Genomic DNA, 13,953 nt, shown 5'->3' with positions numbered 1-13,953 from the left:
GCCGCGACCGCCCCGGCCCCCGATGCGGGGGCCGGGGCGGTCGGTCAGTGCGGGCAGGGCCGCACGTCCACCTCCAACAGGGCACGGGCGCGGGCCCCGCGGTCGGTCCCGTCGGCAGCCGACGCCGCGGACAGGGCGAGCGCCCCGGCCAGCCGCCCGGGCCAGTCCAGGCCGTCGGCCAGCCCGGCCAGCAGGCCCGCCACCACGCCGTCGCCGGCGCCGGCGGGGCCGTCGGCCGGCGGCACCGCCCCGGCCGCCGGGCGGCCGGTGACCGAGGCGCACCAGGAGCCCTCCGCCGTCACCGCGAGCATCCTCCCCGCCCCGGCCGGGACGACCACGGCCCGGGCCCCGCGGCGCCGTGCGTCCTGGGCGGCCGGTTCGGGCTCGGTGCTCCCGGTGAGGCGGGCCAGCTCCCCGCGGCCCGGCGCGAGCACGTCCGGCCGCGCGGCCACCCCGCGGCGCAGCGCCTCTCCGCCGGACCCCAGCAGCACCGGGACGCCGCGGCCGCGCGCCTCGCGCACCAGGTCCGCGTACGAGCCGACCGGCAGGCCGCGCGGCAGGCCGCCGCACAGCGCCACGGCCTCCGCCTCCTCCAGCAGGTCCCGGTAGGCGTCCAGGAGGGCGGCCCACTCGGCGGGGGTGACGGTCGGCCCCGGCCCGTCGAGCACGGTCGCCCCGCCGTCCGGCTCCACCACGGTCACGGTCCGCCGGGTGGCGCCGCCAACCGGCAGCAGGGCGTCCGTCAACGGCCCTTCCGCCCCCGCGAGGTGACGGCGCAGCAGCTCTCCGGTGGTCCCGCCCGCGAAGCCGAGCGCGGTGACCGGCCGGCCGAGCGCGGCGAGCACCCGGGCGGCCCCCAGCCCCCCGCCCCAGGGCCGTTCGACGACCTCCGGCACCCGGTGGACGGCGCCCGGGACGAGCGGCCCGCCCAGACGGTGGGTGACGTCGAGGACGGTGTCGAGCGTGACCGTCAGGATCACCCGGAACACCCCTCCCTGGGTGGCGCGCTTGGCTGTGCGCGAGTGATCATGCCAAAGAAGCGATGATCGGCCCAGAGCCCGGACCTGCCGGAACACGGCCCCACGGGACTCCGGACCGGCCCGCCCGACGGCGGCGCGCTCACCGCTCCCCGGGGCGCACCACCCACTCGCCGCGCCGCATGACCCCGGCCAGGTCGAAGCCGGAGTCCAGGACCACCAGGTCGGCGTCCTTGCCGGGCTCCAGCGAACCGATCCGGTCGGACAGCCCGAGCAGCCGCGCCGGGGTCGCCGACACCGCCCGCACGGCCTGCTCCACCGTCAGGCCGTCCACCGTGACGGCCCGTTTGAACGCCCGGTCCATGGTCAGGGTGCTGCCCGCGATGGCGCCGCCCTCGTCCAGCCGCGCCACACCGCCTTCCACCCGGACCCGCAGCGGGCCCAGCCGGTACCGGCCGTCCCCCGCGCCGGCGGCCCCCATGGCGTCGGTGACGAACGCCACCCGCCGGTCGCCGGCCGCCCGGAACGCCAGCCCCAGCACCGAGGGGTGCAGGTGCACGCCGTCGTTGATCAGCTCGACGGTCACCCGCTCGTCCTCCAGCAGCGCGGGGACCGGCCCCGGCGCGCGGTGGCCGACGGCGGGCATGGCGTTGAAAAGGTGCGTGGCGACGCTCGCCCCGGCGTCCACCGCCTTCAGCACGGTCTCGTAGTCGGCGTCGGTGTGCCCGACGGCGGCGATCACGCCCAGGTCGGCGAGCAGCCGCACGGACTCCCGGCCGCCGGGCAGCTCGGGTGCGAGGGTCACCATCCGCGCCGCGCCGCGTGCGGCCTCCACCAGCCGGCGCACGTCCGCCGGGTCGGGGTTGCGCAGCAGCGCCGGGTCGTGGGCGCCGCAGCGGCCGGGGCTGATGAACGGCCCCTCGAAGTGGATGCCGGCCAGGTCCCCCTGCTCCACCAGCTCGGACAGGACGGCCGCCTGGCGCGCCAGGTCGTCCAGGCCGCCGGTGACGGTGGACGCCACGGTGGTCGTGGTGCCGTGGCGGCGGTGCAGCGCGGCGACGGCCAGCGCCTCCTCGGCCGTCCCGGCGGAGTACGAGGCCCCGCCGCCGCCGTGGACGTGCAGGTCCACGAAGCCGGGGACGACCCAGTACCCGGACAGGTCGACGACCGACTGCGGCGGCACCGGACCGGGAGGCGGCTCGGTGAACCGGCCGCCCTCGACGGCCAGGACGGCGCCCTCGGCGACCCCGCCGGGCAGCACGGCACGGGCGCCCGTCAGCACGGTCGGCCCCGTCATCGGGCGGCCGCCTCGACGGAGACGGCCGGACCCGCGGCGGACGCGGCGTCGGCGGGCTCGGCGCCGTCCGGGAGCAGGTCCCAGGCGAGCAGCCCCGCCCCCAGGGAGCCCGCGTTGTCGCCCAGGGCCGCGGGGAGGACCGTGGGGAGGGTCTGGAAGACGACGCGCTCGGCGAGCGCGGCGCGCAGGGGCGCGAACAGCGTCTCCCCGGCCCCGGCCAGCCCGCCGCCGACGATCAGGGCCCGGGGGTCCAGAAGGGTGATGCAGACGAGGAGGCCGTCGGCCAGGGCGGAGACCGCCCCGTCCCACACCCGCCGGGCGCGGGGGTCTCCCGCCTCGACGGCGCGCGCCGCGTCCTCGGCGGTGGCCCCCGGGTCGCCGCAGGCCGCGGCCCACTCGCGGGCCACGGCGGAGGCGGAGGCCAGGCTCTCCAGACAGCCGCGCCCGCCGCACCCGCAGGCCGGCCCGCCGGGGCGGACGACCACGTGGCCGATCTCCCCGGCGCTGCCGTGGGCCCCGGCCTCGATCCGGCCGTCGATGCAGATCGCGGCGGAGATGCCGGTGCCCAGGGCGAGGTAGAGGAACCGGTCCACCCCGCGGCCGGCGCCCAGGCGGCCCTCGGCCAGTCCTCCGGCGCGCATGTCGTGGCCGAGGGCCACGGGCACGCCCCCGAGCCGCTCGGAGAGCAGGGAGCGCAGGGGGACGTCGCGCCAGCCGAGGTTGGCCGAGTAGGCGACGGACCCGGTCCCGGCGTCCACCACACCGGGTACGCCGACCCCGGCCGCGGCCGCCGGCTCGCCGAACTCGCGCTCACCGTGCGCCCGCAGGTCCTCGGCGAACCGCAGGACCGCCTCGGTCACGGCCTCGGGCCCGTGCTCCCGGCCGGTCGGCCGCAGCGCGCGGTGCAGCAGGGCGCCGTCCGGCCCCACCAGGGCCGCCTTCATCCCGGTGCCGCCCACATCCAGGGCGATGACGTGTCTCACGCGCAACAGTGTTGCCGATGTGCGGTCAACAGGTCTAGTCCACTGTCCGCGGAGGTCCGCCCCGTCGACCGGAGACTGTCCGTCTCCCGGGCTAGATTGGAGGTCTGATCAGGCGGAATCACCGTTCTGCCGGGTAGTGGGTGAGAGATGGGCGAGGACGCGCGGCGCGGAGAACAGCCACTGCCGGAAGAGGCGGGCGGCGGCCCCGCGCTGCCCGCGGAGCAGGCCGGGCCGGAGCCCGTCGCAGGCCCCGGACCCGACACCGAGGCAGAACCCGGAGCCGGACGCGGGCCCGGCCCCGAACCCGGTCCCGAAAACAGCCCCGAGGCCGGCCCCGAACCCGGTCCCGGACGCGATCCCGGTGCCGGATCCCGCCCAGGGGAGGAGCCGCGGGGGCGCCCGGGCGGACTCTCCGAGCTCGACCTCGCGGTGCTGGACATCGCCCGGCGCCAGTGGCGCACGCCGGCGCAGCGGGAGCGGGCGGTGCGGGAGCGCCTGGGGATCCCGCCCACCCGCTACTACCAGCTGCTCAACGCCCTGCTGGACGTGCCGGAGGCGCTCGCCCACGACCCCGTGACGGTCAACCGGCTGCGGCGGATGCGCGAGGCGCGCCGCGGCCGGCGCTGACCCGCAGGTACGGCCGGGGCGTGTGTGGGTAGTGTCCGCCCATGGCCGCAACCCCAGAACCCAGAACCCCCCAGGGCCGCGCGGGGCTCGAAGCGCTGCTGGCCGCCCCGGAGCGGGCCGTGGTCGCCCTCGACTTCGACGGGACGCTGGCGCCGATCGTCGCCAGGCCCGAGGACGCCCGGGCGCACCCCGGCGCGGTGGCCGCCCTCGCCCGCCTCGCCCCCCGGATCGGGTCGGTCGTGGTGATCACCGGCCGCCCGGCGGAGGTCGCCGTGCGGTACGGGGGTTTCGCCGGCGTCCCCGGCCTGGACCGCATGACCGTCCTGGGCCACTACGGCGCCGAGCGCTGGGAGGCCTCCACCGGGACGGTCAGCGCGCCGCCGCCGCACCCCGGGGTGCGGGCCGCGCGCGACGAACTGCCCGCCCTCCTGGAGGGCGCCGGTTCCGGCCCGGCCGCGGCGGACCTGGCGGGCGTGCACGTCGAGGACAAGGGCGGCCGGGCCGTCGCGGTGCACACCCGCCGCGCCGCCCGCCCGCAGGCCGCGTTCGACCTGCTGCACGCCCCGCTGCGCGAGCTGGCCGACCGGCACGGCCTCCACCTCGAACCGGGCCGCATGGTGCTGGAGCTGCGACCGCCGGGCATGGACAAGGGCATCGCGCTCGCCGGCTACCTCCGGGAGTCCGGGGCCGGGTCCGTCCTCTACGCGGGCGACGACCTGGGCGACCTCGCCGCCTTCGGCGCCGTGGAGGAACTGCGCGGCGAGGGGATCGCCGGCCTGCTGGTGTGCAGCGGCAGCGAGGAGGTGGCCGAGCTGGCCGCCCGCGCCGACCTCGTCGTCGACGGCCCCGGGGGCGTCGTCGGCCTGCTGGGCTCCCTGGCCACGGCCCTCGGCGCCTGACGGGCCCGGCCGCGCACGGCCCCGTACGGCCCCGCACAGCCGGACGCGGCCGCGCGGGGTCGGGCGCCCTCAGGCGCGCAGGGCCTCGAGCTGGTCGAGGAACCAGGCCTGCGGGGGGAGGGCGGTGGAGGCGGCGGCCAGCCGCTTGGCGCGCTCGGCGCGTTCGGCGTCCGGCATCGACAGGGCCTCGTGCAGGGCGCGCGCGGTCGCCCCGATGTCGTACGGGTTGACCATCAGGGCGTCCTCGGCCAGCTCCGCGGCCGCTCCGGCCTCGCGGGAGAGCACGAGGGCGCAGCCGGACTCGGAGATCACCGGCACTTCCTTGGCGACCAGGTTCATGCCGTCCCGGATCGGGTTGACCAGGGCCACGTCGGCCATCCGGTAGGCCGCCAGGGAGCGGGCGAAGTCGTCCCTGACGTGCAGGACCAGCGGTTTCCAGTCCGGCGTGGAGAACTCGGCGTCGATCTCCTCGGCCAGCCGGCGCACGCGGTCGGTGTACTCGCGGTAGACGGCGAGGTCGTGGCGCGATGGGTAGGCGAAGGCGAGGTGCACGACCCGGCCGCGCCACTCGGGGTGGTCGGTGAGCAGCCGCCGGTAGGCGAGCAGGCCGCGCACGATGTTCTTGGACAGTTCGGTGCGGTCCACGCGCACGATCACCTTGCGGTCCGGGCCGACCTCCTCGCGCAGGGCGGCGAGCCGCTCCTCCACGTCGTCGCGGCGCGCGCGCTCGCGCAGGAAGTCGGCGTCGGCGCCCAGGCCGTGCACGCCGATCCGCGTGGTGCGGCCGTCGTGGACCACCCGCAGTTCGTGCCCGTCGCGCTCGACCCGCGCGCCCAGGACCTCCGTGCAGCACCCGGCGAACGCCTCGGCCCACCGGCGGGTCAGGAAGGCGGCGCGGTCGGCGCCGAGGATGCCGCCCAGCACCTCGGCGGCCACGTCGTCCGGCAGCAGCCGGTAGTAGTCGGCCGGGGCCCACGGGGTGTGGGAGAAGTGGCCGATCCGCAGGTCGGGCCGGCGTTCCCGGAGCATTCCGGGGACGAGGGTGAGGTGGTAGTCCTGCACGAGGACCTCGGAGCCCTCCGCGGCCTCCTCGGCCAGTGCGTCGGCGAACGCCGCGTTGTACGCCTCGTAGGAGGCCCACTGGCGTTCGAAATCCGAGTCGAAGACCGGTTCCAGCGGGGTCTGGTAGAGCATGTGGTGGACGAACCACAGGACCGAGTTGGCGATGCCGTTGTAGGCGTCGGCGAAGGTCGCGGCGTCGATGTCGAGCATGCGGACCCGCCGGCCGCCGGTCTCGGTGGGGTCCAGCCGGCCGTGGTCGGCGCGGCGGGCGGCCTCCCGGTCGCCGTCGGACAGTGCCGCGCACACCCACAGGGCGTCCGCGTCGGGGCCGATCGCGCTCAGCCCCGACACCAGTCCGCCGCCGCCGCGCCTGACGGAGAGCCCGCCGTCGTCGCGGACCGTGAACGAGACGGGACCTCGGTTGGAGGCGACCAGGATCCGGGCAGCCCGATGAGAGACCATGCCGCCAGCCTTGCCGCACGGCAGGGCGCTCAAACGTGCGAGCGCGTGACGGGAGTGGTGCGAGGGGCGTGTGGGAGGGCGCGGCGGGGCGCACCCTCCACGCCCGCCCGGCCGCCCGGGCCGGGCGGGGCGGGGCACCGGTCCGGCTCAGGCGGCCCGTGCGGCGCGGTACTCGGGGATGCGGAGCATCGGCGGGCGCTCCTGGGAGACGACCGGGTGGACCTGCGGTTCGAAGCCGCCGTCCGCCGCCCGCTCGAACTGGGTCAGCACCGGCCGCACCAGGTGGGTGCGGGCCAGCCGGGACATCGCGGTGTGGTAGATCGTCGCGGCCATCCGGCCCAGGGCCTGGCCGTCCTGGTGCCGGTGGTGGCGCACCCCGACGTCCACCTGGGCGAGCGCGTCCAGGCCGACCAGCTCCAGGGCGTCCACCAGCATCCCCAGCTCCACGCCGTAGCCGACCGGGAACGGCAGCCGCTCCAGCAGCGAGCGCCGGGCCGCGTACTCGCCGCCGAGCGGCTGGACGAAACCGGCCAGCTGCGGCCAGTGCATGTTCAGCAGGGGCCGGGCGACCAGCTCGGTGACCCGCCCGCCGCCCGCCGGGACGGTCGAGGCGCCGGTCTCCAGCGGCCGGTCGTACATCGCCTTGACGAGGTCCACGTCCGGCTCGGTCAGGAGGGGGCCGACGATGCCGAGCACGAACGCCGGGTCGAAGTCGCGCAGGTCCGCGTCGACGAAGCAGACGATCTGCCCGCCGGTGACGTGCAGCGAGCGCCACAGCACCTCGCCCTTGCCCGGCACCGCGGGTATGTGCGGCAGGATCGAGTCGCGGTGGTGGACGACGGCGCCCGCGGCGGCGGCCACCTCGGACGTGCGGTCGGTGGAGGCGGAGTCGACCACCACCAGCTCGTCGACGAGCGGCAGGCCCTCCACCAGCTCCTCGCGGATCGCGGTGACGATCGCGCCGACCGTCTCCTCCTCGTTGAGTGCGGGCAGGACCACACTGACCGTCCCGCGCGGGCCCGCGGCCCTCTTGGCGGCGAGCAGCTCGTCCTTCGACCGGTCGGACACGTTCCACGAACGCCGACCGAGCCAGCGCTCCACTTCGTCAATCATGGAATCGCTCCGTTCCTCGGGGCCGGGCTCCGCACCGGACGCGTGACGTCCGTCTCGACAAACGGACGTCACGGACCCGCCTGCGGGCCGTCGGTTACAGTCTTGGACACGAGGCACGACCTTCGCATCTCGGCGTTGTCCGGCCTCGACAAACGCCCTGTGCGCGCTTTTCCGCGCCAGGTGCCATACCGCTCATCCAGAGGGGCAGAGGGAACGGCCCGTTGAAGCCCCGGCAACCCTCCAGCCGGCACTCGCAGCGACGCGAGGCCCCGGCGGGGAAGGTGCCAAGTCCGTCCTGTGGCGAAATACGTCCGGGGAAGATGAGGAGAGAGGCCTCGCCATATGGCTGTGCAGACGATTGCCACCACCAGCGCTCCCGGCACCACCGGCGCCCCCGAAACCGACCGGGACACCGCCTTCGGCCCCGCCGTGGCGCTGTCGTGCCGCGAGTGCGGGGAGCGGTTCCCGCTCGGCCCGGTCTTCGCCTGTCAGGAGTGTTTCGGGCCGCTCGAAGTGGCCTACGAGTTCCCGAGCGGCGACCCCGAGGCCCTGCGCGCGGCGATCGAGGCGGGCCCTGACAACATCTGGCGCTACGCCCCGCTCCTGCCGGTCCCGGCGGACGTGGCCTCCCGCCCCACCATGAACCCCGGCTTCACCAAGCTGGTCAGGGCCGACAACCTGGCCCGCGAGCTGGGCGTGACCGGCGGCCTGCACGTCAAGGACGACTCGGGCAACCCCACCCACTCCTTCAAGGACCGGGTGGTGGCCATCGCCGTCGAGGCGGCCCGCGCCTTCGGCTTCACCACCCTGTCCTGCTCCTCCACCGGCAACCTGGCCGGCGCGGTCGGCGCCGCCGCGGCCCGGGCGGGCTTCAAGTCCTGCGTGTTCATCCCGCACGACCTGGAGGCGGGCAAGGTCGTCATGGCCGCCGTCTACGGCGGCGACCTGGTCGGCATCGAGGGCAACTACGACGACGTCAACCGCTTCTGCTCCGAGCTCATCGGCGATCCGCTGGGCGAGGGCTGGGGCTTCGTCAACGTCAACCTGCGCCCCTACTACGGCGAGGGCTCCAAGACGCTGGCGTACGAGATCTGCGAGCAGCTCGGCTGGCGGCTGCCGGACAACATCGTCGTCCCCATCGCCTCCGGATCCCAGCTCACCAAGATCGACAAGGGCCTGCAGGAACTGATCGGGCTGGGCCTGGTCGAGGAGAAGCCCTACCGGATCTTCGGCGCCCAGGCGGCCGGCTGCTCCCCGGTCTCCACCGCCTTCAAGAACGGCCACGACGTGGTCCGCCCGGTCAAGCCGGACACCATCGCCAAATCCCTCGCCATCGGCAACCCGGCGGACGGCCCGTACGTGCTCGACATCGCCCGCCGCACCGGCGGCGCCGTCGAGGACGTCACCGACGAAGAGGTCGTCGACGCCATCAAGCTGCTGGCCCGCACCGAGGGCATCTTCGCGGAGACCGCGGGCGGCGTGACCGTCGGCGTGCTGCGCAAGCTGATCGAGTCCGGGCAGCTGGACCCGGCGGCCGAGACCGTCGTCCTCAACACCGGCGACGGGCTCAAGACCCTGGACGCGGTCGCCCCCACCACCGGGCCCTCCGCGGTCGTCCGCCCGGACCTGGACTCCCTCCGCGACGCGGACTTCTTCCGCAAGCACACCACCGACGACCGGAACAGCCGAGAGGCAGGCCTCGCATGAGCGTCAACGTCCGCATCCCGACCATCCTGCGCACCTACACCGGCGGCAGGGCCGAGGTGACCGCCGAGGGCGCGACCCTGGCCGAGGTCATCGAGTCGCTGGAGAAGAACCACACCGGCATCGCCGCCCGCGTGCTCGACGACACCGGCAAGCTGCGCCGGTTCGTGAACGTGTACGTCAACGACGACGACGTGCGCTTCGTGGAGGGCCTGCAGACGCCGACCCCGGACGGCGTCGGCGTCTCCATCATCCCGGCGGTGGCCGGCGGCTGCTGACCCCGGCGCAGCCGAGCGCCCCGCGCGTTCCGCGCCCCGTCCGCCCGCGCCCCGTCCACCTGCGCGGTGGGCGGGGCGCCCGCGTGCGGGGGAGGGGTCGAAGCGCGGTAGAGTTTCACCGTTCCCCGCACAAACCACTGCGCCCGGTCATGCTCTGGCCCGAGATGGCGCACGGCCCCGCACGGCGATTTATCGCCAAAATGCCGCGCCTTTTGTGTGGATTGCCGCATTTATCCGGTCCGCAATGCCCTGCGATCACGCCTTTTCTGCGGATATTCCGGATTCTCCCCGCCTCGAATTCTCGTCCGAGTGACCTGTTGCTCTGGGCATCCGGGCAGATACATTCAGCGGCGGTCGACGCGTTCCGGCGCTGTTGTGACCAGGGTCCGTGCAGTGCGGATCCGTGAAAGGGCCGGCAATAGGGGAGTTAGGAATGGCTCAGGGCACCGTCAAGTGGTTCAACGCGGAGAAGGGGTACGGCTTCATCGCGGTCGACGGTGGTGCGGACGTGTTCGTCCACTACAGCGCGATCCAGATGGACGGCTACCGCACCCTGGAAGAAGGCCAGCGGGTCGAGTTCGAGATCTCGCAGGGCCAGAAGGGACCTCAGGCGGACATGGTCCGCGTGGCCGGCTGAGCCTTCCGCGGCACAACGGTCTTCACCGGCGGGCCCGCACCCCCTCCACGGGGCGCGGGCCCGCCGACGTGTGCGCGGACCGCGGCCGGGCCGGCGGCCGGGTCGGCGGCGCTCCGCCAACAGGCCGGGGAACGGGGCCGGGAAGTACCTTCCTGCTTGCACTCGCAGGGGCCGAGTGCTAATCATTGGTTAGCACTCTGCGGTTGAGAGTGACAACGAGGACCGGGTCGGTGAGGCCCCGACCGTGGCGGGAAAGGGACCGTCGCGGGCAAGGGCCGTCCGTCGCGGGCGCCAGCGCGGTCCGGAGCAATCCACCTCCCCCAGGCTTCGTCCGGGGGGACCCCCAGTCCTGGGAGGACCACTTCACATGGCCAAGACCATCGCGTTCGACGAGGAGGCGCGGCGCGGCCTCGAGCGCGGCATGAACCAGCTCGCCGACGCCGTCAAGGTCACGCTCGGCCCCAAGGGCCGCAACGTCGTGCTGGAGAAGAAGTGGGGCGCCCCCACGATCACCAACGACGGTGTCTCCATCGCCAAGGAGATCGAGCTCGAGGACCCCTACGAGAAGATCGGCGCCGAGCTGGTCAAGGAGGTCGCGAAGAAGACGGACGACGTCGCCGGTGACGGCACGACGACCGCGACCGTCCTGGCCCAGGCGCTGGTCCGCGAGGGTCTTCGCAACGTCGCCGCGGGCGCCAACCCGATGGCCCTCAAGCGCGGCATCGAGAAGGCCGTCGAGGCCGTCTCCGCCCAGCTGCTCGAGCAGGCCAAGGACGTGGAGACGAAGGAGCAGATCGCCTCCACCGCCTCCATCTCCGCCGCCGACACCCAGATCGGCGAGCTCATCGCCGAGGCGATGGACAAGGTCGGCAAGGAAGGCGTCATCACCGTCGAGGAGTCGCAGACCTTCGGGCTCGAGCTCGAGCTCACCGAGGGCATGCGCTTCGACAAGGGCTACATCTCCGCCTACTTCGCCACCGACATGGAGCGTATGGAGGCGTCGCTCGACGACCCGTACATCCTGATCGTCAACTCGAAGGTCAGCTCGGTCAAGGACCTGCTCCCGCTGCTGGAGAAGGTCATGCAGTCGGGCAAGCCGCTGCTGATCATCGCCGAGGACGTCGAGGGCGAGGCCCTGTCCACCCTGGTGGTCAACAAGATCCGCGGCACCTTCAAGTCCGTCGCCGTCAAGGCCCCGGGCTTCGGCGACCGCCGCAAGGCCATGCTCGGCGACATCGCCATCCTCACCGGTGGCACCGTGATCTCCGAGGAGGTCGGCCTCAAGCTGGAGAACGCCGGCCTGGAGCTCCTCGGCCGCGCCCGCAAGGTCGTCATCACCAAGGACGAGACCACCATCGTCGACGGTGCCGGCGACAGCGACCAGGTCCAGGGCCGCGTCAACCAGATCCGCGCCGAGATCGAGCAGTCGGACTCCGACTACGACCGCGAGAAGCTCCAGGAGCGCCTCGCCAAGCTGGCCGGCGGCGTGGCCGTCATCAAGGCCGGCGCGGCCACCGAGGTGGAGCTCAAGGAGCGCAAGCACCGCATCGAGGACGCGGTGCGCAACGCCAAGGCCGCGGTCGAGGAGGGCATCGTCGCCGGCGGCGGCGTGGCCCTGCTCCAGACCGTCTCCGTCTTCGACAAGCTCGAGCTCGAGGGCGACGAGGCCACCGGTGCCGCGATCGTGAAGCTGGCCCTGGAGGCCCCGCTGAAGCAGATCGCCGTCAACGCCGGCCTCGAGGGCGGCGTCGTCGCGGAGAAGGTGCGCAACCTGACCCCGGGCCACGGCCTCAACGCCGCCACCGGCGAGTACGTCGACCTGATCGCCGAGGGCATCATCGACCCGGCCAAGGTCACGCGCTCCGCGCTGCAGAACGCCGCCTCCATCGCGGCGCTCTTCCTCACCACCGAGGCCGTCATCGCCGACAAGCCGGAGAAGGCCGCCCCGGCGGCCGACGCGGCCGGCGGCATGGGCGGCATGGACTTCTGATCCTCCCGGATCCGAAGCCCGGCCGGGCACCGGTACGGACTCGAGGGCGGCACCCCGGAAGGGGTGCCGCCCTCGGGCGTTCCCGGGCGCCGCGGCGTCCGGGCGTCCGGTGACGCCCGGCGGCGTCACTCGCCCATCATGCGGGCCCGGCCCGTGGCCGCGTCGAGGGCTGGGCGCAGCCGGCCGCTGGACTCGGCCAGCAGCCGGGCCGCGGTGGGGGCGTCGACCCCGCCCAGGATGGTCAGGACCGCGTTCTTCACCTCGCCGTCCGTCGCGGCCAGGGCCTCCTCCACCTCCTCGTCCGACGCGCCGGTGGCCAGCGCGACGATGCGGCGGGAACGGGCCCGCAGCTTCTCGTTGGTGGCCCGGACGTCGACCATCAGGTTCCCGTAGGTCTTGCCCAGCCGGATCATCGTGATGGTCGAGATCATGTTGAGCACCAGCTTCTGGGCGGTGCCCGCCTTCAGCCGGGTGGAGCCGGTGAGCAGCTCCGGCCCGACGACGACCTCGATGCCGTGCTCGGCCGCGGCGGCCAGGGGGGTGCGCTCGTTGCAGGCCAGGCCGACTGTGAGCGCCCCGACGGAGCGGGCGTGCTCGACGGCGCCGACCGCGTACGGGGTGCGGCCCGAGGCCGAGATCCCGACGACGGTGTCCGCCGGCTCCACGCCCAGGCGCTCGAGGTCGGCGACGGCCAGTTCCCTGTCGTCCTCGGCCCCCTCGACGGAGGCGACCACGGCCTCCGGGCCGCCGGCGATCAGCCCGACGACCTGCTCCGGGTCGGTGTTGAAGGTCGGCGGGCACTCGCTGGCGTCCAGGACCCCGAGCCGGCCCGCGGTGCCGGCGCCCGCGTAGACCAGCCGGCCGCCGCGGGCCATCCGTTCGGCGATCGCGTCGATCGCGGCGGCGATCTGGGGCAGTTGCGCGGTCACGGCGGTGGGCACGTCCGCGTCCTCGCTGTTCATCAGACCGGCGATCTCCAGGGTGTCCAGCCGGTCGATGTCGGAGAGTTCGGGGCGGAACGCCTCGGTGGTCAGTGACTCCAGCTCCTGCCGCAGCCGCTGGATCCCCGGGGCGGGGGACGACGTGTTCATGGCGGATCACAGTCCTTCCGGGCGGGCGTCGTGCGGGGTGCACCACTCCCGATTCTCGCCGGGACACGGCGACGGCGCAGGTGTTCGGGCGGGCGGCCCCGGGCGGGGGAGCGGGCGGTCCCGGGGGAGAAGGGGGCGGCCCGGGCGGAGAAGGGGGCGGCGGGGCGGGGGCGACAATGGTCCGTATGGATCTCGAACCGGTTCTGCACGCGGCCCGTGCCCTCGTCCTGGCCGACCTGTCGGCCTGCGGAGTGGACGACCCGGACACCGTCTCGCTGGTCGAGGACGCGGTGGCGCACCGGCGGTGGTGGGCGGAGCAGTGGCCCGAGGGGGCCGACTACCTGGCCGGGCTGGTCGCCCAGGACGTGCAGGACGCCCTGCTGGAGCGGTACGGCCGGTGGCCGCTGTGCCCGCTGTGCCGCGACGAGGGCGACCCGCACGCCCTGACGGTCGAGCCCGAACTCGGCCCGGACCCGCACTGGGTGTGCGAGAAGAACACGGTCGCCCTGGCGCCCGTGGGCCGACTGGGTGAGGCACTGCGGCCGTGAGCGTCTACATCGACCCGCCGACCTGGCCGGGCCACGGCCGGATGTGGTCCCACCTGGTCAGCGACGCATCCTTCGACGAACTGCACGCCTTCGCGGCCCGGCTGGGCGCGCCCCCGCGGGCCTTCGACCGCGACCACTACGACATCCCCTCGGAGCACTACGCGGACGCGGTCCGGCTGGGCGCCGTCGAGGTCGGCAGCAAGGAACTGCTGCGCCGCCTGACCGGCGCCGGCCTGCGCCGCCCCAAGCACCGCCGGCGCACGCCCGTCGGCTGACCGCCGGGAC

Annotated in this window: 13 protein-coding genes, 1 pseudogene and 1 riboswitch; of the genes and pseudogenes, 8 read left to right on the top strand and 6 right to left on the bottom strand. The window is 74.6% G+C overall.

The features are described 5' to 3' along the window. Positions 1-44 precede the first annotated feature (44 nt). From GQS52_RS10455 to GQS52_RS10445, 3 genes are all read right to left on the bottom strand, one after another. A complete protein-coding gene (locus tag GQS52_RS10455) occupies positions 45-980 on the bottom strand; it encodes a PfkB family carbohydrate kinase (protein ID WP_182313129.1) in 936 nt (311 codons plus the stop codon). Between the two features lie 139 nt (positions 981-1,119). Further along, a complete protein-coding gene (gene nagA, locus GQS52_RS10450) occupies positions 1,120-2,274 on the bottom strand; it encodes an N-acetylglucosamine-6-phosphate deacetylase (RefSeq protein ID WP_182313128.1) in 1,155 nt (384 codons plus the stop codon). Continuing rightward, positions 2,271-3,257 carry an ROK family protein gene (locus tag GQS52_RS10445; protein WP_182313127.1) on the bottom strand — a complete coding sequence of 329 codons (987 nt, stop codon included), beginning with the start codon at positions 3,255-3,257 and terminating at the stop codon, positions 2,271-2,273. Before GQS52_RS10445 ends, nagA begins: the two co-directional genes overlap by 4 nt. A gap of 405 nt (positions 3,258-3,662) precedes the next feature. Here GQS52_RS10445 and GQS52_RS27650 point away from each other — a divergent pair. Next, positions 3,663-3,884 (top strand): annotated as a pseudogene (locus tag GQS52_RS27650) (DUF3263 domain-containing protein); the annotation flags it as partial. Positions 3,885-3,925: 41 nt separating this feature from the next. Beyond that, a complete protein-coding gene (gene otsB, locus GQS52_RS10435) occupies positions 3,926-4,783 on the top strand; it encodes a trehalose-phosphatase (protein ID WP_182313125.1) in 858 nt (285 codons plus the stop codon). 69 nt (positions 4,784-4,852) lie between these two features. Here otsB and GQS52_RS10430 read toward each other — a convergent pair whose 3' ends face one another. Then, positions 4,853-6,307 carry a trehalose-6-phosphate synthase gene (locus GQS52_RS10430; RefSeq protein WP_182313124.1) on the bottom strand — a complete coding sequence of 485 codons (1,455 nt, stop codon included), beginning with the start codon at positions 6,305-6,307 and terminating at the stop codon, positions 4,853-4,855. 147 nt (positions 6,308-6,454) lie between these two features. Beyond that, on the bottom strand, positions 6,455-7,420 hold the full coding sequence (locus GQS52_RS10425; RefSeq protein WP_182313123.1) for a glucosyl-3-phosphoglycerate synthase: 966 nt from the start codon (positions 7,418-7,420) through the stop codon (positions 6,455-6,457). Positions 7,421-7,609: 189 nt separating this feature from the next. Next, positions 7,610-7,747: riboswitch (SAM riboswitch) on the top strand. Positions 7,748-7,762: 15 nt separating this feature from the next. Between GQS52_RS10425 and thrC the strand changes: the two genes are divergently transcribed. The 4 genes from thrC to groL all read left to right on the top strand — a co-directional run bounded on the left by thrC (position 7,763) and on the right by groL (position 12,029). After that, positions 7,763-9,127: a threonine synthase gene (thrC, locus tag GQS52_RS10420; RefSeq protein ID WP_182313122.1), complete on the top strand. Its 1,365-nt coding sequence runs from the start codon at positions 7,763-7,765 to the stop codon at positions 9,125-9,127. Then, the gene (locus GQS52_RS10415) at positions 9,124-9,402 is read left to right on the top strand and encodes a MoaD/ThiS family protein (RefSeq protein WP_182313121.1); all 279 of its coding nucleotides are present in this window, start codon (positions 9,124-9,126) and stop codon (positions 9,400-9,402) included. Before thrC ends, GQS52_RS10415 begins: the two co-directional genes overlap by 4 nt. A gap of 433 nt (positions 9,403-9,835) precedes the next feature. Beyond that, positions 9,836-10,039: a cold-shock protein gene (locus tag GQS52_RS10410; protein ID WP_003986833.1), complete on the top strand. Its 204-nt coding sequence runs from the start codon at positions 9,836-9,838 to the stop codon at positions 10,037-10,039. Between the two features lie 367 nt (positions 10,040-10,406). Then, positions 10,407-12,029: a chaperonin GroEL gene (gene groL, locus GQS52_RS10405; RefSeq protein WP_182313120.1), complete on the top strand. Its 1,623-nt coding sequence runs from the start codon at positions 10,407-10,409 to the stop codon at positions 12,027-12,029. 125 nt (positions 12,030-12,154) lie between these two features. On the opposite strand, the gene murQ is transcribed toward groL, so the two are convergent. Then, entirely contained in the window at positions 12,155-13,120 is a 966-nt protein-coding gene (gene murQ, locus GQS52_RS10400; protein ID WP_182313119.1) for an N-acetylmuramic acid 6-phosphate etherase, read from the bottom strand. A gap of 185 nt (positions 13,121-13,305) precedes the next feature. Between murQ and GQS52_RS10395 the strand changes: the two genes are divergently transcribed. Beyond that, positions 13,306-13,668, top strand: coding sequence for a hypothetical protein (locus GQS52_RS10395; protein ID WP_182313118.1), 363 nt, complete (start codon positions 13,306-13,308; stop codon positions 13,666-13,668). Further along, a complete protein-coding gene (locus GQS52_RS10390) occupies positions 13,665-13,943 on the top strand; it encodes a DUF4031 domain-containing protein (protein WP_182313117.1) in 279 nt (92 codons plus the stop codon). The genes GQS52_RS10395 and GQS52_RS10390 overlap by 4 nt, the downstream gene beginning before the upstream one ends. Positions 13,944-13,953: the final 10 nt, after the last annotated feature.

It is taken from the genome of Streptomyces sp. SCUT-3, assembly GCF_014083985.1.
Taxonomy (GTDB): Bacteria; Actinomycetota; Actinomycetes; order Streptomycetales; family Streptomycetaceae; genus Streptomyces_H; species Streptomyces_H thermolineatus.
Note: the sequence above shows the minus strand (reverse complement) of the source record. Positions and strands in the feature narration are given on the sequence as shown.

Bases quoted from the DNA above. Each gene is read 5' to 3' on its own strand.
- nagA (WP_182313128.1), bottom strand. From the start codon at position 2,274: ATGACGGGGCCGACCGTGCTGACGGGCGCCCGTGCCGTGCTGCCCGGC.
- otsB (WP_182313125.1), top strand. From the start codon at position 3,926: ATGGCCGCAACCCCAGAACCCAGAACCCCCCAGGGCCGCGCGGGGCTC.
- GQS52_RS10430 (WP_182313124.1), bottom strand. From the start codon at position 6,307: ATGGTCTCTCATCGGGCTGCCCGGATCCTGGTCGCCTCCAACCGAGGT.
- GQS52_RS10425 (WP_182313123.1), bottom strand. From the start codon at position 7,420: ATGATTGACGAAGTGGAGCGCTGGCTCGGTCGGCGTTCGTGGAACGTG.
- thrC (WP_182313122.1), top strand. From the start codon at position 7,763: ATGGCTGTGCAGACGATTGCCACCACCAGCGCTCCCGGCACCACCGGC.
- GQS52_RS10415 (WP_182313121.1), top strand. From the start codon at position 9,124: ATGAGCGTCAACGTCCGCATCCCGACCATCCTGCGCACCTACACCGGC.
- GQS52_RS10410 (WP_003986833.1), top strand. From the start codon at position 9,836: ATGGCTCAGGGCACCGTCAAGTGGTTCAACGCGGAGAAGGGGTACGGC.
- groL (WP_182313120.1), top strand. From the start codon at position 10,407: ATGGCCAAGACCATCGCGTTCGACGAGGAGGCGCGGCGCGGCCTCGAG.
- murQ (WP_182313119.1), bottom strand. From the start codon at position 13,120: ATGAACACGTCGTCCCCCGCCCCGGGGATCCAGCGGCTGCGGCAGGAG.
- GQS52_RS10395 (WP_182313118.1), top strand. From the start codon at position 13,306: ATGGATCTCGAACCGGTTCTGCACGCGGCCCGTGCCCTCGTCCTGGCC.